We start from the raw sequence: 22,651 nt of genomic DNA, 5'->3' as shown, positions 1-22,651 counted from the left end.
GTGTCCCCCTGGCCGTAGCGCGGCGCTGCCTATCGACAGATTTCGAAAGCATATGCCGGCGCTATCAATATAGGAAGACGTCGATTTCAGCCGCCGGGTCCCGCGTAGACGTGAAGCGAAGCGGAGCGTCTTCGTGGGGTGGCGTCAGGGTCGCAGATCCTCCCGAGCGGCTATCGCGGCCGACATGATCGCGGTCCGTTCCTCCGCCGTGAGGCGGCCTTCCTCGACCCACTGGATCGAGACGCGCCGCACCTGCCCGAGGAACCGGTCGTGGTCGGGGAACGGAGCAGCCGCCCAGACCGCGTCGAGGAACCCGTCTCGATTGGGCACGCCGGAGTCTCGCGTGCCGAACACGACCGTCGGCTCGTGGCGCTTGAAGTAGATGTGCTGCGGCTGCGTGTCACCGATGTAGAGCGGGCGGAGTGTGTGGCCGTTCGTGGTGAAAACGCCACCGTCGCCCGCCGTGATCGCGTCGGACATGCCGCCGTCGAGTTTGACGTCCTTGTAGAAGGAGAACTGCCGGAACGACGTCTCCGCGCTCACCGCGGGCAGCACGATCGGACCGTTGAAGACAGTCTGCGTACCGGGGTCGTCGAGTGCCTTCTCCACCCGCAGCCGGAAGGGCAGCGAGACGCGGATCGTGTCGCCGGTGTGCCACCGCCGGCGCAGCCGCAGGTAGGTGCCGGGCTCCATGCGACCGCCCCGCTCGACGCCGTTGATCTCGACCCGGAAGCCGCTCGCCCAGGACGGGACGCGGAGGTGGATGTCGAGCCATCCCTCGCCCGTCACGGTCAGCGTGCTTTCCTCCTGCCGCGGGAAGTCCGTCTCCTGGCTGATCGTGAAGCCCCGCGCGGCCCAGTGCAATGTGGACCCGACATAGAGGTTGACGTAGAGCGCCGAGTTGTCGGCCGACCGGAAGTAGATTGACTCCTGGTACTTCGTGTGGTTTTCCAAACCCGTGCCGCCGCAGCACGTGCCCGTGTTGCCAAAGCCGCGCACGCTGCCCGGGTTGAGCGGCAGGAAGTACGTAACGCTGGGGCTGGTGGTGCTGTCCGTGTCGCGTCGCGAGCCGAGGATGTGGTTGAGCAGGCCCCGCTCGTAGTAGTCCATATAGGTCGGATCGGGGTCGTGGAAGAAGAGGTTGCGCGCGACCTTGAGCAGGTTGTAGGTCGTGCAGGTCTCGGCGCCGTTGCCGGCGATGGAGTTGGCGATGTTGCCGCGCGGTTGGAAGAGCTCGGCGTTGGTGTTTGCCGCGAGGTCTGGCGTGGCCGGCCAGGTGCCGCTGGTACCCCCGTGTGCGTACATGCGGTGCGGAACGACCATCCGCCAGAAGTTTTCCGCCGCCGCGTAGTACTCCTGCTCATCCGTCCGGTCGAAGACCCGCAAGTACCCCAGAAACTGTGGCACGTGCGTATTGGCGTGCAGCCGGGTGAGAATGTCGCGGTCTTCGACGCAGGCACCGAAGAGCGACTGGCGGTTGTCGAAGCACTTGGCCGTGACGAGATAGCGCTCCTCGCCGGTGATGGCGTGCAGGTCGGCCATGACCTCGTTCATCGCGCCGTACTCGCCGGCGATGTAGATCGACCACATCCGGTTGAGCGTCTCGCGTGGCAGCACCGAGAGCCGGCTGTGCACCCAGTCGCCCATCTTGGTCACGATGGACAGTGCCTGCTCGTTGCCGGCCAGCAGGTACGCGTCGATCAGGCCACGCATGATCTTGTGGCAGGTGTAGTACGGCGCCCAGATCGTCGGGTAGGTGGCGAACGACTCCAGCCGCACGAACTGCGTCTCCGGGTAGGCGGCCAGGAAGCCGGGATGGCTGTAGAGCCCGCTCGCGGCGAGCGCGTCCTGGCACTTTCCGAGCTCGGCGACGATGTAGTCGACCTTGTCGAGGAAGACCGCCTGACGCGTCGACGCGTACGCCTGGGCGAAGAGCGTGATGAGGTGGCCGCTGTAGTGGCCGCGCAGGTTGCCGGTCGCGTCGTCCCAGCCGCCGGGTGGCGAGGATCCGGCCGGCGTCGGCAGGCCCGCCGTCACCCGGAAGTTGTGCAGCACCCGGTCCGCCGGGTACGCGGCCGCGAAGGTGAGGACGCGGTCGCGCTTCTGGGCGAAGACCGTGCCGTCTCGCAGCGTCACCTGGTCGAGGGCGAACGGCTTGACCCGCCAGCTCGGGTTTCGGTCCAGGAACTCGGCCTGGGTGAGCGGCGCGGCCGCACCAGCCGCACCAGCGGTGCCGGCGACGGTCGGGCCGATGACGGCACCGACGCCCACCGCGCCGGCCGCCTTGAAGAGCCCACGTCGATCGATCGAAGTCATGGCATGCCTCCCCACAGGCGCTATCTGTTAGCGCGAACATGCCCGGCTTGATCACCAAGCCTAGCGAAGGTGGAGCCCGGTCGGAAGGCTCTGGACAGAACCCTTCCTGATCGAGGAATTCGCATACAGTGAGGCGTTCTCTCACGTCCGTCACTGGAGAAGGAGATCGCCTTGGGACTCACCCGCAAGCGGATGCTCGGCCTCATGGGCGCGACTGCCGCGGGGTCCGTCACCGCTTCGCTGAGCTCGTCCGCCGCCCAGGCCGCGGCGGCCCGCGGGACGGCCGCCGCCTTTACCGAATCGCACGTGATCCACCGCGACGTGTGCGTGATCGGCGGCGGCTCGGCCGGCACCTACACCGCCACCCGCCTCGGTGACCTCGGCAAGAGCGTGGTGCTGGTGGAGGCGAAGGACCGCCTCGGCGGCCACACCGAGACCTACCACGACCCGGTTACCGGCGGCACCGTCGACATCGGCGTCATCGTGTTCGAGGACGACCCGCTGGTGCACCGGCACTTCGGCCGTTTCGGGATCGACCTCGTGCCGGTCGGCGGCTTCGGGACCACCAACCGGTACGTCGACTTCCGCACCGGGCGCGCGGTCGACTACACGCCGCCGGTGCCTGCCGCGCTCCCCACCTACTTCGAGCTGATCAGCCGGTACGGGCCGATCGACACCGTCTTCAACCTGCCCGACCCGGTGCCGCAGGACCTTGTCGCGTCGTTCGCCGACTTCGTCGACAAGTACGATCTCGACTCGGTCGTGCCGCTCATCTTCAACTACGGCCAGGGGCTCGGCGACTTCCTCGACCTGCCCGCCGCGTACACGATCAACAACTTCGGGCTGGGCGTGGTGCGCAACATCCTGTCCGGCTCGTTCATCACCACCGCCGCGCACGACAACAGCCTGCTGTACGAGCGGGCCACCACCCACCTCGGCGACGACGTGCTTCTGGAGTCGCAGGTGCTCCGGGTCGACCGGTCGGCAGGCGAGGTGCGCGTGCTCGTCGCCACCCCGGACGGCGCCCGCCTGATCCGCGCCAAGAAGCTTGTCGTGACCATCCCGCCGCTGCTGCGCGGCTTCGCCGGCTTCGACCTCGACGCGGTCGAGCGGTCGCTGTTCGGCCAGTTCGTCAGCGGCGCCTACTACACCGGCGTCGTGCGGCTCTCCGGCGTGCCCGAGGGCGTCAGCCTGGAAAACGTAGCCCCCGAGACGCCGTACAACCTGCCGCCGCTGCCCGGCCTCTACCAGGTCAGCCCGACCGGCATCCCGGGGCTGTACAACGTCAAGTACGGCAGCCCGGCGCCGCTGCCCGCGGATCGGGTACGCCGAAACATCCGCGCGGACATCGAGCGGGTCGCGGCGGCGGGCACCTATCCGGTGAAGTTCGAGGACCTGGAGGTGTTCGCCAGCCACACACCGTTCGAGCTGCACGTGGCGCCGGCCGCCATCGCCCGCGGCTTCTACGGCAAGCTCCACGGGCTCCAGGGGCGCAACCGCACGTACTACACCGGAGCCGCCTTCCACTCGCACAACTCCACCCGCATCTGGAACGGCATCGAGGGCCTGCTCCCGTCGATCGCCGCCTGACCCCGCCCGCCGCGGGCCCGGTGTGCCGGGCCCGCGGCGAGGTCAGCGCGGTACGTAGCTCGGATCCGGGGTGAGGACGATCGTCGTGCCCGGGGTCGCGGCCGCCTGGATGGTGCGGAGCTGGAGCAGGGCCGGGTGGTCCTGTAGCAGCTTGGCGGCGTTGGCCAGCGCGCGCAGCGACGCGGCCTCGGCCCGTGCGTGCTCGAGCTCGGCCTTGCCGCGCTCGCGGGCGAGCAGCGTCTCGGTCGCCGCGCGGCGCAGCTCGCCGGGGAGCATCAGGTCCTTGACCGTGGCCGAGGCAAGCTCGATGCCGAGGCCGTCGAGGCGGGCGGCGGTCGCCTCCGCCAGACCGGCGGAGAGCCGGCCACGGTCGGCCAGCACGTCGTCGAAGGCGGTCGCGGCGACCGCGTCGCGGACGGCCAGCTGGGCGGCGTTGTAAAGGTCGTACTCGGCGCCGGCCGACGCCGTGAGAAACGCGTGCGGGTCGGTGACGTGCCAGACCACGAGCACGGAGACCTTGACGGTGATGCCGTCGCCGGTCAGCAGCTCCTGGCCCGGGACGAGCGTGCTGCGCTGTCGCATGTCGACGGTGAGCAGGCTCGAACGGCGGCCGTTGTAACGGTGCCGACCGGGCGGCAGCACCTTGACGAACCGCCCATCCGTGAATTGCACCCGTCGCTCCCAATCCATGACGGTTACCTTTGCCATCTCTCACCTCCATGAGCGTCCACATAGGCCGGAGCGAGCCCCGCGCCACCCCACGGTGGCACGGCGGGGGCATCCGCGACCGTGGTCGCGAGCCCGCATGGCCGCACCACCGCCGCCCTCGCGGGCAGGGTCGCGCGGGGCCGCCCTGTTGAGTAGAGGAGTCGAACCTCGGCCTGTCGGCTTTACCAGCGGTCGAAGACGCCTATACGCGGGACGCGGTCGGCGATGCCGGCGCGCCGCTGGACTGTCTCCACGAAGTACGGTACGGATCACACGCGCGCGGCGCACGCGCTTTTCGGGTGGCCGAAATCCTGCGCTTTCTGGCCGGATCGCAACTTGTCGATGACACCACACCAAGGTCATCGTTGATGCCGGCCGTGCACGGGGCTCGGCTGTCCACAATGGAATAACGGGGGAAAGATGCGCGTCTGGACGATGCGTGCGATGACGGCTGTCGTCGCGCTGTTTGTCGTGGTGTTGTCGAGCGGCCCGGCGCAGGCGGCGCCCGCCGAGCGGATCAGCGAGGCTCAGGTCCTCCAAACCGTCAACCGGTACAGCCCGGTGTTCGCGGTCTGGTACGCCGGCTCCCAGATCGAGCTGCGGGCCGGCTGGTACAACGGCTACCAGTACGGCTGGGCGCGGCTGGTGCCGGGACAGGCCAACTGGCGGGAGGGCGACGCGCTCGTCCTTCAGATCAGCCGCAATGGCGGTGCCGGCTGGGAGTGGGGTCCCACGCACCAGAACGTCGGCGACGGCGTCGCGCACACCGGCGGCGCGCTCACCTACGCGTCGCCCTCCTACCGCTTTCGGGCCTGCCTCTTCGACGGCTACGGCTACAACTGCACCGCACCCTGGTAGCTCCTGAAGGCGCGTAGCCGCAGGCTGTTGGACACCACGAAGACCGACGACAGTGCCATCGCGCCGCCGGCGATCATCGGGTTGAGCAGGCCCGCGGCGGCCAGCGGCAGGGCGGCGACGTTGTAGGCGAAGGCCCAGAACAGGTTTCCCTTGATGGTGCGGAGCGTGCGCCGGGAGAGCCTGATCGCGTCGACGGCGGCGGTGAGGTCCCCGCGTACCAGCGTGAGGTCCGCGGCCTCGATCGCCGCGTCGGTGCCGGTGCCCATCGCGAGCCCGAGGTCGGCCTGGGCGAGGGCGGCGGCGTCGTTGACGCCGTCGCCCACCATCGCGACGACCTTGCCCTCGTCCTGGAGGCGCTTGACCACGTCGACCTTGCCGGCCGGCAGCACCCCGGCGACGACCTCGTTGATGCCCACCTCGGCCGCCACGGCTTTCGCGACCGTCGCGTTGTCGCCGGTGAGCAGCACCGGGGTGAGGCCGAGCCGGCGCAGGGCGGCCACAGCCGTCCGGCTGGTGGGCTTGACCACGTCGGCCACCGCCAGCACACCGCGGGCGCGGCCATCCCAGGACACCACCACGGCCGTCCGCCCGGCGGCCTCCGCCGTCTCCATCACCGCCGCGAGATCATCTGGTACCGGCTGCCCGGCACCCAGCCGCCCCACGGTTACGCCGAGCCCCTCGACCGTGCCCCGCACCCCGACGCCCTGGGTGTTCTGGAAGCCCTCGACCGCGGGCAGCGCGCCGTGCTCGGCCGCGGCCTTGGCGATCGCGCGGGCGATCGGGTGCTCGGAGCCGGCCTCGACCGCGCCGGCCAGCCGCAGCACGCCGGCCGCGTCCTCACCGTCGCTGGCGGCGACGTCGACGAGCGTCATCTGGCCGGTGGTCACCGTGCCGGTCTTGTCCAGCACGACGGTGTCCACCGTGCGCGTCGACTCCAGCATCTCCGGTCCCTTGATCAGGATGCCGAGCTGGGCGCCCCGCCCGGTGCCGACCAGCAGCGCCGTTGGCGTGGCCAGGCCGAGCGCGCACGGGCACGCGATGATCAGCACGGCCACCGCGGCGGTGAACGCGGCCGTCGCGCCGTTGCCGGTGCCGAGCCAGTAGCCGAGCGTGCCGACCGCGATCGCGATCACGATGGGCACGAAGACCCCGGAGATCCGGTCGGCCAGGCGCTGCACCTGGGCCTTGCCGGTCTGCGCCCGCTCGACGAGCGCGGCCATCTGGGCCAGCTGGGTGTCGGCGCCGACCCGGGTGGCGCGCACGACGAGGCGGCCGCCCGCGTTGACCGTCGCACCGACGACCTGGTCGCCCGCGCCCACCTCGACCGGCACCGACTCGCCGGTCAGCATGCTCGCGTCGACCGCCGACGAGCCCTCCTCGACGACGCCGTCGGTGGCGATCTTTTCGCCGGGGCGGACCACGAAGTGGTCGCCCACCGCCAGCCGCTCGATCGGGATGCGCGTCTCGGTGCCGCCGCGCAGCACGCCGACGTCCTTGGCGCCCAGCTCCAGCAGCGCCCGCAGCGCGGCGCCGGCGCGGCGCTTGGCCCGGGTCTCGAAGTAGCGCCCGGCCAGGATGAACACCGTCACGCCGGCGGCCGCCTCCAGGTAGATGCTGCCGGAGCCGTCGCCGCGCTCGATCGTGAACCGGAACGGGTGTGTCATGCCCGGCTCACCGGCCGTGCCGAGGAACAGCGCCCACACCGACCAGCCGAACGCGGCCAGCGTGCCGATCGACACGAGCGTGTCCATCGTGGCCGCGCCGTGCCGGAGGTTGGTCCATGCGGCGCGGTGGAAGGGCAGGCCGCCGTACACGACCACCGGGGCGGCGAGCGTGAGCGACAGCCACTGCCAGTACTCGAACTGCCAGGCCGGCACCATCGCCAGCGCGATCACCGGGATGGTGAGCACCAGCGAGACCAGCAGCCGGGTGCGGAGCGGGTCGGTCTCCCGGGGCGCTTCCGGCTCGGGCGTGGGGACGGCTGCCGTGTAGCCGGTCTTCTCCACGGTGGCGATCAGGTCGGCCACGCTCACGGCCGGGTCGGCCACCGTGACGGCCGCCTTCTCGGTCGCGTAGTTGACCGTCGCGGTGACGCCGTCCATCCGGTTGAGCTTCTTTTCGATGCGGGAGGCGCAGGACGCGCAGGTCATGCCGCCGATTTTGAGCTCGATGAGGTTCATCACGCGCCCTCCTCCCTCAGTCATGGCTGTGCCCGTCGTCGTCGTGGGCCGGTGCCGCCGGCGCCGGGGGCAGCTCCGCGCCGCCCGCCACCGCGGTGAAGGCCGCCGTACGCACCTTCCCAGCATGCTGGAAGTCCAGGAACAGCCGGTACGCGCCGGCGGACGGGATCTCGGCGTAGAACGTGATGTCGGGGCCGGGAGCGGTCTTGCCGTCGCCCGGCTCGCCGTCCGGGTGCACGTGCAGGTAGGCGAGGTCGCCGTCGCGCAGCGCCACCAGGTGCCCGTACGCCGCCAGGTAGGGCTGGAGGTCGGTGACCGGCCGGCCGTCCTTGCTGACGCTGAGCGTGAGCTTGGCGGAGGTGCCCGGCACGAGGTCACCGGCCAGCGTCACCGTGTAGCCGTCGACGGTCGCCGTGCGCTCCGGAGCGGCAAGGGGAACGGGCCGGTAGTCGCCGCGCGCCGGCACGTCCACGCCGAGCGTCAGCGCCTCGTCGCGGGCGGCGGGCTGGAAGTCGGTGAAGATCCGATACTGCCCCGGCGCACCGGCCGCGAGCGGCACCGACCACGTGCCGTCGGCCGCCATCGTGGGGTGCACGTGCTGGAAGCCGGTCAGGTCGCGGCGCACCGCGATCAGGTGCAGCTCCTTGTCGTGGGTCGGCGTGAAGTCGGTCACGGCCTCACCGTCCGGCCCGACGATGCGAAAGCGGAACGGCGCCGGCTCGCCCACCGGGAGCGCGCCGCTGACCGGGGCGAGCCGGTAGCCCTCCTGTGCGACCTGGAGGCCGCCCGGCACTTCCGCCGCCGCGCTGTCGTGGCCCGCGCCGCTCTCGCCGTCGGCGTGTCCACCCCCGTCGTGGGCGGCCGCGGGTGGCACCGGCTCCGGGCCGCCCACCACCTTGCCTGCGCCCAGGGCCGCGGTGAAGACCGCCGCCAGCCCGAGGGCATAGCCGGCCATCCTGGTTGGCGTGTTCATGCCGTCAGCATACCTATACCCCCCTGGGGTATCAAGTGGGTCGGGCTCGCCCCGTGTGGCTGGTCTAGGGGCGCCGGCGGGCCTGCTCGCCGTCGTGGCGAGCCTGGTCGGTGTCGCGGGTGACACCCGCGACGCGGTCGGCGAGGCCCTCGTGTGCCTCGGGCAGGTGCTCGTGGGCGGCGGCCAGCAGCGGGATCAGCGCGGCCGGATCGTCGGTGCCGAGCGCCTCGTGCAGCCGCTCGAGGTCGGGCTGTGCCACCGGGCCGAGGTCGCTGAGCGCGCTGACCTGCCCCGCGAGCTGGCGTAGGTCGGCGCCGTGCTCCCTGGCCCACGCGGTGACGGCACGGTCGCCGGCGCGGCGGTCGCGCTCGGCCTGCACGCGCTGGTCTTGGGTGGCCCCCGGGATGTCGGCGTCGGTGCGGCGTAGGCGCAAGTAGCGGCGCTCGGCCGCCTGCCGGCTGGCCACGCCCAGTGCGGGTGCGAGCTCGGCCCAGCTCGCGCCGGCCGAGCGGGCAACGTCGATCAGCTGAGGCTCCCAGCCGTCCAGCAGGGCCCGCAGCTCGCGCAGCGCCACCAGGGCCTCCAGGGCAGGGTCGCGGGCCGGCGCCATCACGTGCCTCCAAATGTCATCATCAAGATGACGTCAGACTTGTCATCGTTACGATGACATGTTAGAACCATTGGCAGCGCATTGACACGTCCGTTCGTCGATTCGGGAGGTGGGATTTCATGTTGATGCGCACGGACCCGTTCCACACGGTGGACCGGCTTGCCCAGCAGTTCTTCGGCCTCAATTCAGCCGGCACCTGGTCGCGGCCCGCGTCGGTGCCGATCGACGCATACCGCGCGGGGGACGAGTTTCTGGTCGCCTGCGACCTGCCCGGCGTCGACCCGGACGCGATCGAGATCGACGTCGAGCGCAACGTGTTGACCATCCGCGCCGAGCGACGCCCACCCGAGCTCGGCGAGGGCGCGCGACTTCATCTTTCCGAGCGCCCGCTGGGGGTGTTCTCCCGGCAGTTGCTGCTCAGCGACGCTCTCGACACCGATCACGTCCAAGCCAGCTACGACAACGGCGTCCTGCTGTTGCGCATCCCGATCGCCGAAAAGGCCAAGCCCCGCAAGGTAGCCGTCACCGGCGCCGGCGACCGCAGGGCCATCAACGCCTGATCTCTCCAGGGCCGGGAGGAGCGGTTCGCCCGCCCGGCCCAGAGTGGCTGCGAGGTGGTGGTGATGTCCACGACGACAACCGACCGGGCGCTGCACGACGCGTTCCTGGATCTCGTCTGCGACGACCAGGATCTCGTGGACGCAGAGTTCGACGAGCTGATCGCCGCGTCGTGGACACCGCCACCACCCGCGCCGCGGGCCGTCCCCGAGCCGGCGGACCGTCCGCCGGCCGAGTCCCTCACGACCGCGGCCGATCCACCCGTAGCCGGCCGGTCCACCGCGCCCCGCACGCGGCCGGCCCGGCAGCGATCCCCTCCTCGTACACATGGGAAAGGCAGGTGACGAAGCCCCCACAGCACATCGCCAACCACGGGTCCCAGCCGGCACGGGCTGGGACCCGGTCGTTTCCACACCGTCGACGGCGGGTCAGCTGCCGCGCACGCCCAGGACGCCGGCGCGCGCGACCGGCGCGGGCAGCTCCGGGCCCAGGCTGGCGCGGGCCCAGTCGACCTGGTCGGGCCAGCGCGGGCGCATGAGGTGGTTGAGCCGGGCGCCGTCCGGGTGTACGCGGACGAGGCGAGTGAGGTAGGCCGCGCACCGCCGCCGCACGTACGCCTCGATCATCGACGCGTGGCGCTGTGTCACGCGTAGCCCGATCTTGATCTGCTCCTCCACGCGCGCGACCTCCGCCTCGGCCTCCTCCACGCGGGCGGCCAGGGTGTGCACCACTTCTCGCGGGAGCCGCTGGCCGGCCTCGCCGAACTCGACGGCGAGCGCGTCGCGGCGGGCGGACCGCTCCTTCAGCTCGGCCTCGAGGGCGGCCACGTCGAGCTGGTACGCGATCCACACCTTCTCGATGCGGCCGACGCCGAGCTGGCCGAGAACCATCATCCGCGGCGTAGTCAGCTCGGCCGCCGGGGTGCCCGGCCGCGCGTCCGTGGGCACCGAGGGGATGCCCTTCCGGCCGTCGCGGCCGGCGCACCACCAGTCGGAGAGGCGCGCGAACAGTCCGTACCGGATCGAGGGAGCGACGGGCTTGGTCCAGTCTTTGGAGCGCTTGTCTCTCATGCCGACCCTTCGTCTCGAGGGGAGAACGTCGAGTGTTCGGAAGCGCTGCCCCGTTGCCATGACGTAAATGCGTCGTTTTGCCGTCAAGTGGCCTGTCGGATGATGTCGCTCAGCTCGTTCGTCGCGCGGATCGCGGCCACTCGGCCACCCTTGATGATCATCAGGTCTTCCACCGCGCAGGCCGGCGGCGCGTGGTTGAGCGCGGCGGCCAGCCCCGGGTGCCGCGCCGCCCAGGCGCTCAGCGAGCGCGCCAGCGCGGCCTCCATCTCCTCGGCCGGCATGGGCTCGGCGGCGAACGTGGCCAGGAGGCCTTCGCGGTACGGCCAGAACGACCAGACCTTCGTCTCGTCGATGAGCTGGGTCACCGCGTCGGGCCGGCGGTAGCAGAGCGCGAGCTGGATCGAGTCGAGCCGCCCGTCCTGGATCAGGTCGTCGATCAGTGGATGTCGGGCGTGCGCGCCGGCGACCTCGTAGAAGGTGCTGCGGCTGCCTTGTGGACCGGCCGCCTCGACGATCCGCCGCCAGGTGAGCCGGATGCCCGGGTGCGTCGCGAGCAGCCGCGCCACGGAGCGGAAGTAGATCATCTTCGTGTGCCAGTGGTTGCGCTTGGGGGACCGGGTGGTGGAGAGGCGACGGTGCCACTCGCCGACAACGGTGTTGAACAGGTTGGGGTTGGAGATAGCCAGGGTCATGGTCCTGCCCTCTGTCGGTGCCTCACATTGGCCTGAGCCTGTCCGAACAGTCCGGTGTGACACATGACGTGTTCACGTGGTCTTGCGCCCGGTCACCAGGTCAAGCACGTTGTGCCAGTCGGCGGGCGCGGCACCGGCACGCCACGCGACGTGTTGATCCGGCCGCACGAGCACCAGTGGGAACCCCCAGCGGGCGCGCACGGCGGGATCCGCGGTGGCGAGGTGGTCCATCGGGATCTTGCGTTCGAGTGCGGCGTCGACGAGCGGCCGGCCCGCGGCGTCGTCGCTCAGGTCGACCAGGGTCAGCTCCGGACCCAGCCGGTCGAAGAGCTGCGATCCGTCGGCCATCCGTACCGCCGGGGCCCGACCGCCGGGTGCCACAGTGCACTTGACGCTGTCTGACGGAGAGCACTGTGGACGGTCGTCGGTCCAGATGACCGAGGACGCGAGCCGGTCGCCCACCTGGATGCCGGCGGTGCCGATCTGGTGTGGCTCCTGCTGGAGCACCTCGGCGAGCAGCTCTCGGGTCGCGCCGGCCTTCGCCAGGCGGCTGAATCTTCGCCGGGTCTCCAGGGCCCGGGCCAGAATCTCGCGGTCGATCAGCGCGCGCGGGCGCCGCTCCAGCTCGTAGCTGGCGAGCAGGCCGGGGCCGCCCCAGCCGTTGATCACCGCGGCGAGCTTCCAGCCGAGGTCGATCGCGTCGCCGACGCTGATGTCCGCGCTGTCGGAGACGGGGTGGAAGCGGTGGGCCGCCTCCCCGACCAGGTAGGCGGGACCGCGCTGGTAGGTGGCCGCGACCGCGAGCGAGTCGTCCCACTGGGTGACGCCGAGCACCTCGGCCGGGTCGAGCCGCACGCCGAGCATCGCGCGGAGCACGGCGACCGGATCGGTGGTGATCGGCTCGTCGGGCGCGAGGCCGAGATGGCCGACCCAGGTGTCGTTGTCGCCGCGGGATACGAGCGCGACGCCGCCGACGATGACGGTGGAGAGCCCGCGGCGCGCGAAGCGGCGGGTGAGGTCTTCGCTCCGGAAGTACACCGAGCAGTGCCGTGCCGGCGCGGCCAGCTGCTCCATCGGCACCTCCAGGCACCGCCGCACCGTGCTGTGCGCGCCGTCGCAGCCGGCGACGTGTCGCGCCTCGACGAAGTGGCGGTCGCCCGTGCCCGCCTCGATCAGCTCGACCACCGCGCCGTCGGGCTCGATCCGCAGCCCGGTGAAGGTCCAGCCCTCGCGCAGGTCGATCCGGGGGTGGCGGCGCACGGCATCGCGCAGCTGCTTGGCCAGCTTGGCGCCGGACACCCGCTGGTGGCCTTCTACCGGTGCGCCCCCGTCGTCGAGCGCCGTGCGCGCCGAGTCGCCCGGTGCGACGAGAATCGGGGGCTCGTCGAGGCCCTGGCTCCACTGCAACCCGGTCGGATGGTCGGTGGTCACGCCGTGCTCGCGGATCAGCTCGGTCAACCCCAGCCGCCGCAGCAGCTCCATGCTGCGCCCGGCCAGAAAGTCGAGGCCCGGATGCCGCGGCCCGGTCACCGCCCGCTCGACCACTATGGACGTGACATTGTGATGTGCCAATTCCAAAGCGAGAATTGCACCCACCGCCCCGGCTCCCACCACGAGCACCTCGGTACGCAGTGCTGGCGTAGCCAAGAGACCCCACCCCCCTGTCGCAGTCCCCGTTACGACGTTCCATGGCAATGTTTCGGGATGGCGGCCGATTACGGCATCACGTGCTTGCGCTATTACGGTCCTTCGCGGAAGAACCATGCGAGTGCGGCGCGTCTGTTGACGCCGAGTTTCGTGAATATCTTGCGCAGGTGGCTGTCGACAGTATGCCGAGAGAGGAAGAGTTCGGCGGCGATATCGCGGTTGCTTCGTCCCCTTGCGACCAAAATTGCGACCCGCAGCTCGGCCGGTGTTAGCGAGGCGAGTGGGGAAGGGGCCGGCGGCTCGTCGACGGGTGGCGGGCCGAGGCGCTGTTCGAGCCGGTGCCGGGCGCGTTCGGCACCGCAGTCGGTGGCGATGGACAGTGCCTCCTCGATCAGCGGCCGGGCCGCGTCGTCGTTGTCGCCGCTGAGGTCGGCCGCGTCTTCCAGCGCGGCGGCGAGCGCGAGCCGGTGGCGGGTGCTCCGGTAGCCGTCGACGGCGGCGCGGAGCCGGTCCTGGTCGCGGCGCAGGACGCCGTCGGCGTGTGCGGCGGCGGCGGTGAGGGCGGGCACGGTGGGGTTGCGTTCGGCGAGTTTGTGCGCGGCGGTGACCACGATCTCGGCCCGCTCTGGCTCGCCGGCCTCGACCGCGATGCGCACCAGCGTGGCGGCGGCGCCGGGGTCCTGGACGATCAGCAGCGACCGGTGCGGCATCGCGTCGTAGATGGTGGCGAGGGTTTGCAGTGCGGCGGCCGGGCCGGCGGTCGCCTCTTGCAGTACGCCCTCGGCCCAGGTGGCGTCTTCGGGTGCGGTGGTGATGCCGTCTGCCATCCAGCGGCGCATCCGGTCGATGTACCCGCGGGCCTGGTCGGTCTCGTCGCGCAGGACGGCAAGCCGGGCCAGACCGGCCAGCAGCGGCACCGCCAGGGCGTAGGCGGTGAGGTTTTCGGCGACCTCGACACCGGCGTCGGACTCGGCGATGGCTTCGTCCAGGCGGCCTTCGGCGGTCAGCAGCAGGGCCTGGAAGTAGTGCCACAGCGGCGTGGACCAGGCGGTGCCGAGGCGTTCGGATTCCTGCCGGCCGCGCCGCAGGGTCGTCGCGGCCTCGTCGACGCGGCCGAGGGCGGCCAGGGCGGCGCCGAGCCAGATCCGCGGGTGCCAGTGCGCGGCCTCGCCCCGCGCGCCGTCGGCTATTTCGGTGGCCTCGCTCGCGTAGGCGTAGGAGTCGTCCAATCGGCCTTCGGCCTGCGCGGCCAGGCTGCGGGCGGCGAGCCCGAAGACCGCCGCGCCGGGCTCCTCGGCCACCATCCCGGACTCGTACGCGCTGGAGCCGGAGCGGTCCGCCTCGCTCAGGTCACCGGTGTAGAACAGCGCGTGCGCGCGGACCGCCCACAGCCGGGCCCGGACCGCCTCCGGCACCTCGGGATAGCGCAGGCCCCGGTCGGCGTACTCCACCGCGTTGCGGTTTCGGCCCGCGTGCTTGAACGCCTCGGCGAGCCCGAGCAGCAACGCGGCCTCGATGCGAGCCTCCAGACCCGCGTGCAGGGCCGCCTCGCCCAGCTGCTGCGCCTGCTCCAACCGGCCGGCCGACGCGAGCAGCCGCACCGTGTCGGCGACAAGCTCGGCGCGGCCCGGGTCGTCGGTGCCGAGCACCTCCAGGGCGTGCACCATCAGGTCCGCGGCCGTGCTCGGCGCCACCGCGGCGACCTCGAGCGCCGCCTCGTGCAACAGCCCGACCGCCTCGCGGGTGGACCGGCCGCTGTTGAGCAGGTGCTCGGCCACCTCGACCGGTGAGCGCTCCTCCTCCCGGCCGATGACCGCCGCCTCCCGGTGGTGCAGCGTGCGGACGGCGCTGCCGAGCCTGCCGTAGACCGCCTGCCGCACCAGCTCGTGCGCGAACGCCAGGCCGTCACCCTCGTCGACGAGCACCTTGGCCGTGGTCGCTTCCTCGATCGAGGGCAGCAGCGCGGCCGGCGGGCTTTCGAGCAGTCGCGCGAGGTGGTCGACCGTGAACCTGTCACGCAACACCGACGCGGCGCCGATCATCTGGCGGGTCTGTGGGGACAGGCCGCTCATCGTCTGCTGGACGGTCGTGATGAAGCTCGACGGCAGCTGGTCACCCACGACGGTCGCCACCCCGTCGCGCACCAGCAGCTGACCCGTCGTCAGCAGCGCTTGCATCAGCTGCTCCAGCGCCAGCGGGTTGCCGTCGAAGCCGGCGGCCAGCGCCAGCACGGTGTCGTCCACTTTGGCCTTGACCACGCGGGAGCAGAGCTTTGCCACCGCGTCCTCGTCGAGCCGGCCCAGCACGATTTCCGGCGTGCCCTCCCGGATCAACCGCTCGACGAGGTGCTGGCCCGGGGTGCCTTCCTGCATCGGCCGGCGGGCGAACAGCCACCGCACCGGCGACGACGCCAGCGCGGTCACCAGCTCCCGCAACGCCAGGGCGCTGAACTCGTCAGTCCACTGTGCATCGTCGATCGCGATCACCAGCGGCTGCTGTGCCACGAAGTCTTCCAGGTCACCGGTCAGCCGGTCCAGCGTCCGCACCTGGTTTTCACCCGCCTCGGCGACCCACCCGAAGGCCTGCGTCGCCGGCTGGATCCGTTGCAGCGCCGCCGCCAGCGTGATGAACGGCGCCGCCCGGTCCAGCTCGAACGCCGCCCGCGAAGCCACCGCGAGACCCGCCTTCCGCGCCACGCCGACCGCCGTGTGCAGCAGGTTCGACTTGCCGATACCGGCCGCGCCGGTCAACACCAGGCACCCGCCAACCCCCCGCGCCGTGTCGGCGAACGCCTCATGCAAGATCGCCAATTCTCGGTCACGACCGAAAGTCGTCAGCGGATCCACCCCCCGGGGATCTTGTAACGCCCAACGTTAAGCGCAGATTCTTGTGGACAGCGGTGATCCAGTTAAGCAACCTTTTCGGATGACCTTGCTGGTGCCGCTCGTAGCCCGGTCATTTGCCGTACGGCACGGCGGCCCCGCCACTTGACAAGTTCGCCGCCGTCGCCCTGCCGAGTTCGGCCACCAATTCGAGCATCATCCGGCGGAGAATCGCAGGTCCGTTCTCTGTCAAAACGGACTTGATATGAAACCGGGTGCGCGGCTTGATCAACGCGTGGACGGCGCCGGTCGCAGGAGGTCGCCGGGCCGCGGGCCGGTGAGCGGGAGGTCCGGCCCGTCGGGCAGATCCCGGTCAAACCGCTGTAGTGGCACGTCCAAGCCGGTCGATGCGGCGAAATGACGAGCGTCGCGGTGGAGCCGTCCCCGGCGTCGACCATCGTCATCCACCGGCCCGCTGACGAGGAGTCCGGACGGGGAAATCCCGCTCCCGCCGGAAATCCGACAGTTCCCGATCGCGGGACGCCGGCGCGCCGCGGTGCCGGTACCCGACGGGGCGCCAGGGTCCGCCTCGCCAGTTACTACTCGAACAAGCGGTGCCGCTCGCCCCTACTCATTCGTGCAATGGGCGCGAATCGGCCGCACCCCTACCGTTTTCGACATGCGAATAATCGTGCTCCACGAGGAGCGGGAATGACTGTCAACAATACGATCGGCGGCCGGATCCGGCTACAGCATCTTTACCGGCACGATCCGTCGAGCCTCTTCGTCGTGCCGCTCGACCATTCGGTGACCAGCGGTCCGATCACCCGGAACGGCCAGCTCAACAGGCTTGTCGGCCAGCTCGCCGAAAACGGCGTGGACGCTGTCGTCCTGCACAAGGGCGCGCTCCGGCACATCGACGTGCGCTGGTTTAGGTCGCTGTCCCTCGTCGTCCATCTGAGCGCGAGTACGCGGCACGCTCCCGACCCGGACGCGAAATACCTCGTGTCCTCGGTGGCGGAGGCGCTGCGGCTCGGCGCACACGCGGTGAGCGTGCACGTCAACGTCGGCTCGGAAACGGAGGGCCGGCAGATCGGCGACCTGGCCGCCGTCGCCGAGGCGTGCGACCGCTGGGGCGTACCCCTCGTGGCGATGCTCTATCCGCGCGGGCCGAAAGTCGCCGACGGACGCCTGGCCGACCTCGTCGCGCACGCGGCCGTCATCGCCGCCGATCTCGGCGCCGACCTGGTCAAGTCCGCGCTGCCGAAGGCGGCCAGCGGAATCACGGAGGTCACCGCGAGCTGCCCGGTGCCGGTCCTGGCGGCCGGCGGCTCGGCGTCGTCCGGCGCCGACGGCGCGCTGCGCCACCTGGCCGAGGCCATGCGCGCCGGCGCGGGCGGCATCGCCGCCGGACGCCTCGTATTCACCGCGACAGATCCAGCGGCGATGGCTCGCCGCGTCGCCGCGCTCGTCCACGACCGGACGGCGTCCACGGTCCTGGGAGGGACCCGATGAGAAGGGAACCGTCGATGAAACAGTGCTGGCTCGACATCCGATCCGCCGGCGAGTCGGCGCCGGCGCTCTGCCAGGAGGCGCTGCACCACGGCTTCGACGCGATCGTCGCGGCCGACCCCGCCGACCTCGCACCGCTGCCGCCGACGGTTACGCGCGTGCTGCTGCCCGCCGGCCCCGAACTACCCGACGACTTCGGCGCGGCCGACCTTGTCGTGGTCGACCCGGCCGTGCACGGCACGCCCGACCAGCTGGCCCAGCGGTATCCGGACCGGCGGTTCGGCGTTTTCATCGAGGTCACCGATCAGGAGAGCCTGGACCGGGCGTGCGCGAGCGTCCGGCGGGACGCGTGCACGGTGATCAGCTTCCGCGACCCGACGTACATCCCGCTGGAGATCGTCCTCGCCGCCGCGGCGGACGCGTCCGGCCTGATCATCACCGTGATGGAGCGGCTGGCCGACGCGTCCGTGCACCTCGGCGTCCTCCAGCACGGGCCGGGCGGGCTGATGCTCGCGCCCAGCGCACCGGGCGAGGCGGCCCGCCTCCGGGACGTCGTGACGAGCAAGCCGGGCGCGATCCAACTCGTCACGCTCACGGTCACCGGCGTCACCCACGCCGGCATGGGCGAACGGGCCTGCGTCGACACCTGCACCTACCTGGAGAAGGACGAGGGCATCCTGGTCGGCTCGCGGGCCAAGGGGATGGTGCTCTGCGTGAGCGAGACCCACCCGCTGCCGTACATGCGGACGCGGCCGTTCCGGGTCAACGCCGGCGCGATCATGTCGTACACCCTCGCCGACTCGGAGCGCACACGGTACCTGAGCGAGCTCGCCGCGGGCGAGACGGTGCTGGCGGTCGGCGCGGACGGGCGCACCCGGCACGCGATCGTCGGGCGCGTCAAGATCGAGACCCGCCCGCTGCTCTCCATCGACGCCGTGTCCGACGACGGGCAGCGGGTCAACGTGATCGTGCAGGACGACTGGCACGTGCGGATCCTCGGCCCGGGCGGCGCGGTGCTCAACTCCACCGAGCTCCAGCCCGGCGACCGGATCCTGGGCCACCTGCCGCAACGCGAGCGGCACGTCGGGTACCCCATCGACGAGTTCTGTTACGAGCAGTGATGTTCGACTTCCACGCGAGGTTGGGTCCTGGCCCGGACGCCGCGGGCGCGCTGCTCGCGGCGATGGACGGTGCCGGCATCGAGCGGGCCGCCGTATCCGCCGGCGGCCTGCTGGACCTCGACCGCCTCTCCACGCAGATCGTCGACGGCGGCCGCAGCGACGTGGCGGTGGACAACGGGCGCACCCTCGCGCTCGCTCGTGACACAAGCGGCCGGCTCCTGCCGTTCTTCTTCGCCGACCCGTGCCGCGACGTCGCCGTGTACCGGGCCGCCGCGCCGCGCTACCGCGGGCTGGAGATCTCGCCCGCGGTGCACGGCTTTCGTCTCGACGACCCGGCGGTGGCCGCGCTCGTCGAGACCGCGGCGGCCGCACGGCATCCGGTTTACCTGGTGTGCCTGGCCCAGCCGGGCACGCGCACCGGCGACCTGGTGACCCTCGCCCGCCGCTTCCCGGAGGTGACCTTCGTGTACGGACACTGTGGACACACCGGGCTGGACGCGAGTGGCCTGGCCACGATCGCGCCCTGCCCGAACATCGTCGCCGAGACGTCCGGCTGTTACACGGCCGCGGCCGCACTGGCGCTGCGGCGGCTCGGCGCGGAGCGGGTGGTGTTCGGCACCGCGTACCCGCTCCAGCACCCGCGGGTGGAGATCGTGAAGCTCGCGGCCGTCCCGATGAGCCGGGCGGACCGCCACCTCGTCATGGCGGCGAACGCGTGCCGCCTGCTCGGAGAGGAGGAGTCGTGAACCTGCCACGGATCGGCGACTGGCACGGGTATGACGAACTGCGCCGGATCCAGGACACGCACCTCGTGGAGACGTTGCGGGCGGCGGCGCGCTCCCCGTTCTACCGGGCGCGCGGGGATGTGCCGACCAACCGCGCCGAGCTCGGGGACGTCGCGCTGACCACGAAGCGGGACCTGCGCGAGGCGTACCCGTTCGGTCTGCTCGCCGTCGACCGGGCCGAGCTCGCCACCTACCACGAGTCGAGCGGCAGCAGCGGCGCACCGACGTCGGCGTACTACACGGAAGGCGACTGGCTGGACCTGACCGAGCGGTTCGTCCGCAAGCCGGTCGGTATCCACCCGAGCGACATGTTCCTCGTCCGGACGCCGTACTCCCTCATGCTCACCGCTCACCTCGCGCACGCCGCCGCCCGGATGTGCGGCGCGACGGTCGTGCCGGCGGACAACCGGTCGCTCGCGATGCCGTACTCCCGTGTGGTCCGGGTGCTGCGCGACCTGGACGTGACACTGACCTGGTCGCTGCCGACCGACGCGTTGCTGTGGGCGGCGGCGGCCGCCCTCGCCGGCCACCGCACCGACCGCGACTTCCCCGCGCTGCGCGCGCTCATCGTCGCCGGCGAGCCGCTCAGTGCGGCGCGCCGCGACCGGATCGCCGCGCTGTGGGGCGCACCGGTGGTGGAGGACTACGGCGCGACGGAGACCGGCAGCCTGGCCGGGGTGTGCCCGCATGGCAGCCTGCACCTCTGGGCCGACCGCGCCATCTTCGAGGTGTACGACCAGGCGACGGGACGTACCGCGCCCGACGGCCGGGGCCAGCTCGTCGTCACGCCGCTCTTCCGCGAGGCAATGCCACTGCTCCGGTACAACATCGAGGACGAGGTCGAGGTGGCGTACGGCACCTGTGCCTGCGGCTGGTGGCTGCCGACCGTCCGGGTGCTGGGGCGCACCGCCTTCGACTGCCGGACCGCCGGGGTGCCACTCACCCAGATCGGCCTGGAGGAGCTCGTGTTCGGCCTGCCGGCGGAGTACGGCGTGCTCTTCTGGCGGGCCCGTGCCGGTAGCACCCGTCTGCGGGTCGAGATCGAGGTGGCCGACCGGCACCGCGCGCCCGCCGTCGCCGCGCTCGTGGCGGCGATCGGCCGCACCTACGGCATCGACGCCGAGGTGGTGCCGGTGCCGCCGGGCGGGCTCGTGCCGGCTCCGCTGCTGACCGCTACCGCCGACGTCATGAAGCCCCGCGGTCTCTTCCGCGAGGACGAGGACTGGGCCAAGGCGCTGCGGTATTACTAGCCGCCTGATCGTGCGGGCAGCGCTGTAGGTCGATCACTGAGTCTGGTGGCAAGCTCGCTCACCAAGTGGAGGGTCCGATGCGGGTCGCCGTTGTCGGCGCGGGTGTTGGCGGCCTCGTCACCGCCGCGTCACTGGCCCTGGAGGGCGTGCGCTGCACGGTCTTCGAGCGCTCCGGCGGGCCGCCGGACGTGGGCGGCGGCATCCAGATCGCGCCGAACGGCGCGCGGGTGCTGCACCGGCTGGGCCTCGGGCCGGCCCTGCGCGCCGTCGCGACCCGGCCCGCCGCCGTGGAGCTGCGGCGGTGGCAGGACGGCCGGCTGATCGGCCGCACCGAGCTCGGCCCCGCGGCGGAGGAGCGGTACGGCGTCCCGTACTACGCGCTGCGCCGCACCGACCTGAGCCGCATGCTCCTGCACGCGGTCGAGGCCCGGTGCGGCGCCGGCACCGTCCAGTTCGGACAGCAGTGCGTCGGCCTCGACGAGTCGCCGTACGGCGTCCGGCTGCGGTTCGCCGGCGGACAGGCGCACGACGCGGACATCGCCGTCGGCGCCGACGGGATCCACTCCGTGGTGCGGCGCGCACTCGCCGGGGACGCCCCGCGCTTCACCGGCCACACGGTCTATCGCGCGCTGATACCCGTGGCCCGGCTGCCGTGGCTCTCCGGACCGCACCGGATCACCGTCTGGTTGGGCCCGCGACAGCACTGCGTCTGCTATCCCGTCGGCCGCTCCGGCGCGGTCAACCTCGTCGCCACCGTGGAGTCCGATCATTCACCGGAGGGGTTCACCCGCGGCGACGCGGGCCGGCTGGCCGACGCGTACCAGGGCTGGCACACGAACGTGCGGCGCATGTTGGCCGCCGCGGACCACCTTGTCCACCATGGACTCTTCGACCGGACGCCGCTGCGCGGCTGGCACCGGGGTCGCATCGTGGTGGTCGGCGACGCGGCCCACCCGATGCTGCCCTTCCTCGCGCAGGGCGCGACCCAGGCCATCGAAGACGCGGCCACCCTCGCCGCGTGCGTACGCGACCCGGGCGGGCTGGCGCGGTACGAGGCGCTCCGCCGCCCGCGCGTCGACCGCGTCGTGGCGGCGGTGCGGGAAAGGGCCGTGCGCATGCACCTTCCCGACGGGCCACGTCAGCGGCAGCGCGACCGCGAGCTCGCCGGCGCCCAACTGTCCGATCAGGACTGGCTGTACGGGTGGGACCACCCGCCTCGATCACGAACGGAGCCCTCCGATGTCGATCCCGACCATCGCGCCGTACCCGATGCCGACGGTGGCGCAGCTGCGCCCAGGCCCAGCGGAGTGGCGGGCTGACCCGCGCCGTGCGGTGCTGCTCATCCACGACATGCAGCGGTACTTCTTCTCGTTCTTTCCACCGGATCGATCGCCGGCCAAGCACCTGCTCGCCAACATCGGCGAGTTGCGAAGCACGGCCGCCGCACTAGGGATCCCCGTCGTGTTCACCGTCCAGCCTGGACAGGTGTCCCGCGCCGACCGCGGTCTGCTCTACGACGTATGGGGCGAAGGGATGTCCGACGCGGCCGAGGCGAGGGGCGTCGTCGAGGAGATCTCGCCTGGCCCAGGCGACCTGGTGGTGACGAAGTGCCGCTACAGCGCGTTTCACCGCACCGGGCTCGCGGCACACCTGGCGGCGGTGGGGCGCGACCAGCTGATCGTCTGCGGCGTCTTCGCGCACATCGGTTGCTTGCTGACCGCCTGTGACGCGTACTCGCACGACATCCAGCCGTTTCTGGTGGCGGACGCGGTCGCGGACTTCACCGCCGAAGACCACCTCATGGCGCTCGACTACGCCGCCCGGCGCTGCGCGGTGACCGCGACCACGGAGGATCTCGTCACCGCACTCCGCGCCTGTGGCTAGCCGACAAGCGCGCCATGCGGTGACGGTCAGCGCTGCGAAGTCCTGCCATACCGCGCGCACCCGCTCCTCCGAGCC

At 71.5% G+C, this 22,651-nt stretch carries 19 protein-coding genes; 10 read left to right on the top strand and 9 right to left on the bottom strand.

The features are described from left to right. Positions 1 to 144: 144 nt before the first annotated feature. Positions 145 to 2,316 (bottom strand): glycoside hydrolase family 127 protein, encoded by a 2,172-nt coding sequence (locus tag ACTMTJ_RS30020; protein WP_441221787.1) that lies wholly within the window; start codon positions 2,314 to 2,316, stop codon positions 145 to 147. A 171-nt stretch (positions 2,317 to 2,487) separates the two neighbouring features. Between ACTMTJ_RS30020 and ACTMTJ_RS30015 the strand changes: the two genes are divergently transcribed. Beyond that, complete coding sequence (locus ACTMTJ_RS30015) at positions 2,488 to 3,906, top strand: FAD-dependent oxidoreductase (protein WP_441221785.1); 1,419 nt, start codon at positions 2,488 to 2,490, stop codon at positions 3,904 to 3,906. A 42-nt stretch (positions 3,907 to 3,948) separates the two neighbouring features. Here the strand turns inward: ACTMTJ_RS30015 and ACTMTJ_RS30010 are convergent, their stop codons facing one another. Continuing rightward, positions 3,949 to 4,596: a slipin family protein gene (locus tag ACTMTJ_RS30010; protein WP_441221783.1), complete on the bottom strand. Its 648-nt coding sequence runs from the start codon at positions 4,594 to 4,596 to the stop codon at positions 3,949 to 3,951. A gap of 462 nt (positions 4,597 to 5,058) precedes the next feature. Between ACTMTJ_RS30010 and ACTMTJ_RS30005 the strand changes: the two genes are divergently transcribed. Next, on the top strand, positions 5,059 to 5,472 hold the full coding sequence (locus tag ACTMTJ_RS30005) for a hypothetical protein (protein ID WP_441221781.1): 414 nt from the start codon (positions 5,059 to 5,061) through the stop codon (positions 5,470 to 5,472). On the opposite strand, the gene ACTMTJ_RS30000 is transcribed toward ACTMTJ_RS30005, so the two are convergent. From ACTMTJ_RS30000 to ACTMTJ_RS29990, 3 genes are all read right to left on the bottom strand, one after another. Further along, positions 5,448 to 7,676, bottom strand: coding sequence for a heavy metal translocating P-type ATPase (locus ACTMTJ_RS30000; RefSeq protein ID WP_441221779.1), 2,229 nt, complete (start codon positions 7,674 to 7,676; stop codon positions 5,448 to 5,450). The genes ACTMTJ_RS30005 and ACTMTJ_RS30000 overlap by 25 nt on opposite strands. Further along, positions 7,669 to 8,625 (bottom strand): hypothetical protein, encoded by a 957-nt coding sequence (locus ACTMTJ_RS29995; protein WP_441221777.1) that lies wholly within the window; start codon positions 8,623 to 8,625, stop codon positions 7,669 to 7,671. Before ACTMTJ_RS29995 ends, ACTMTJ_RS30000 begins: the two co-directional genes overlap by 8 nt. Before the next feature lie 64 nt (positions 8,626 to 8,689). Next, a complete protein-coding gene (locus tag ACTMTJ_RS29990; protein WP_441221775.1) occupies positions 8,690 to 9,235 on the bottom strand; it encodes a hypothetical protein in 546 nt (181 codons plus the stop codon). Positions 9,236 to 9,354: 119 nt separating this feature from the next. On the opposite strand from ACTMTJ_RS29990, the gene ACTMTJ_RS29985 reads away from it, so the two are divergent. Beyond that, positions 9,355 to 9,795 carry an Hsp20/alpha crystallin family protein gene (locus ACTMTJ_RS29985; RefSeq protein WP_441221773.1) on the top strand — a complete coding sequence of 147 codons (441 nt, stop codon included), beginning with the start codon at positions 9,355 to 9,357 and terminating at the stop codon, positions 9,793 to 9,795. Positions 9,796 to 9,858: 63 nt separating this feature from the next. Further along, entirely contained in the window at positions 9,859 to 10,137 is a 279-nt protein-coding gene (locus ACTMTJ_RS29980; RefSeq protein WP_441221771.1) for a hypothetical protein, read from the top strand. An 84-nt stretch (positions 10,138 to 10,221) separates the two neighbouring features. On the opposite strand, the gene ACTMTJ_RS29975 is transcribed toward ACTMTJ_RS29980, so the two are convergent. The 4 genes from ACTMTJ_RS29975 to ACTMTJ_RS29960 form a co-directional block, all read right to left on the bottom strand. Further along, positions 10,222 to 10,863, bottom strand: a complete 642-nt coding sequence (locus ACTMTJ_RS29975; RefSeq protein WP_441221770.1) for a hypothetical protein — start codon at positions 10,861 to 10,863, stop codon at positions 10,222 to 10,224. Between the two features lie 83 nt (positions 10,864 to 10,946). Beyond that, complete coding sequence (locus ACTMTJ_RS29970) at positions 10,947 to 11,555, bottom strand: hypothetical protein (protein WP_441221768.1); 609 nt, start codon at positions 11,553 to 11,555, stop codon at positions 10,947 to 10,949. 72 nt (positions 11,556 to 11,627) lie between these two features. Further along, positions 11,628 to 13,202, bottom strand: a complete 1,575-nt coding sequence (locus ACTMTJ_RS29965; protein WP_441221766.1) for an FAD-dependent monooxygenase — start codon at positions 13,200 to 13,202, stop codon at positions 11,628 to 11,630. 92 nt (positions 13,203 to 13,294) lie between these two features. Next, positions 13,295 to 16,048, bottom strand: coding sequence for an ATP-binding protein (locus ACTMTJ_RS29960; RefSeq protein ID WP_441221764.1), 2,754 nt, complete (start codon positions 16,046 to 16,048; stop codon positions 13,295 to 13,297). Between the two features lie 687 nt (positions 16,049 to 16,735). Between ACTMTJ_RS29960 and ACTMTJ_RS29955 the strand changes: the two genes are divergently transcribed. The 6 genes from ACTMTJ_RS29955 to ACTMTJ_RS29930 all read left to right on the top strand — a co-directional run bounded on the left by ACTMTJ_RS29955 (position 16,736) and on the right by ACTMTJ_RS29930 (position 22,576). After that, complete coding sequence (locus ACTMTJ_RS29955) at positions 16,736 to 17,539, top strand: 2-amino-3,7-dideoxy-D-threo-hept-6-ulosonate synthase (RefSeq protein WP_441221762.1); 804 nt, start codon at positions 16,736 to 16,738, stop codon at positions 17,537 to 17,539. Next, on the top strand, positions 17,536 to 18,657 hold the full coding sequence (locus ACTMTJ_RS29950) for a 3-dehydroquinate synthase II family protein (RefSeq protein WP_441221760.1): 1,122 nt from the start codon (positions 17,536 to 17,538) through the stop codon (positions 18,655 to 18,657). Before ACTMTJ_RS29955 ends, ACTMTJ_RS29950 begins: the two co-directional genes overlap by 4 nt. Then, positions 18,657 to 19,403, top strand: a complete 747-nt coding sequence (locus ACTMTJ_RS29945) for an amidohydrolase family protein (protein WP_441221758.1) — start codon at positions 18,657 to 18,659, stop codon at positions 19,401 to 19,403. Before ACTMTJ_RS29950 ends, ACTMTJ_RS29945 begins: the two co-directional genes overlap by 1 nt. After that, positions 19,400 to 20,692 carry a phenylacetate--CoA ligase family protein gene (locus ACTMTJ_RS29940; protein ID WP_441221756.1) on the top strand — a complete coding sequence of 431 codons (1,293 nt, stop codon included), beginning with the start codon at positions 19,400 to 19,402 and terminating at the stop codon, positions 20,690 to 20,692. Before ACTMTJ_RS29945 ends, ACTMTJ_RS29940 begins: the two co-directional genes overlap by 4 nt. A gap of 77 nt (positions 20,693 to 20,769) precedes the next feature. Further along, positions 20,770 to 22,011 carry an FAD-dependent monooxygenase gene (locus tag ACTMTJ_RS29935; protein WP_441221754.1) on the top strand — a complete coding sequence of 414 codons (1,242 nt, stop codon included), beginning with the start codon at positions 20,770 to 20,772 and terminating at the stop codon, positions 22,009 to 22,011. Further along, positions 21,932 to 22,576, top strand: coding sequence for an isochorismatase family protein (locus tag ACTMTJ_RS29930; protein ID WP_441221752.1), 645 nt, complete (start codon positions 21,932 to 21,934; stop codon positions 22,574 to 22,576). The genes ACTMTJ_RS29935 and ACTMTJ_RS29930 overlap by 80 nt, the downstream gene beginning before the upstream one ends. Positions 22,577 to 22,651: the final 75 nt, after the last annotated feature.

The organism is Phytohabitans sp. LJ34 (assembly GCF_052068095.1).
Lineage (GTDB): Bacteria > Actinomycetota > Actinomycetes > Mycobacteriales > Micromonosporaceae > Phytohabitans.
The sequence above is the reverse complement of the archived record's forward strand: the minus strand, read 5'-3'. Positions and strand labels throughout refer to the sequence as shown.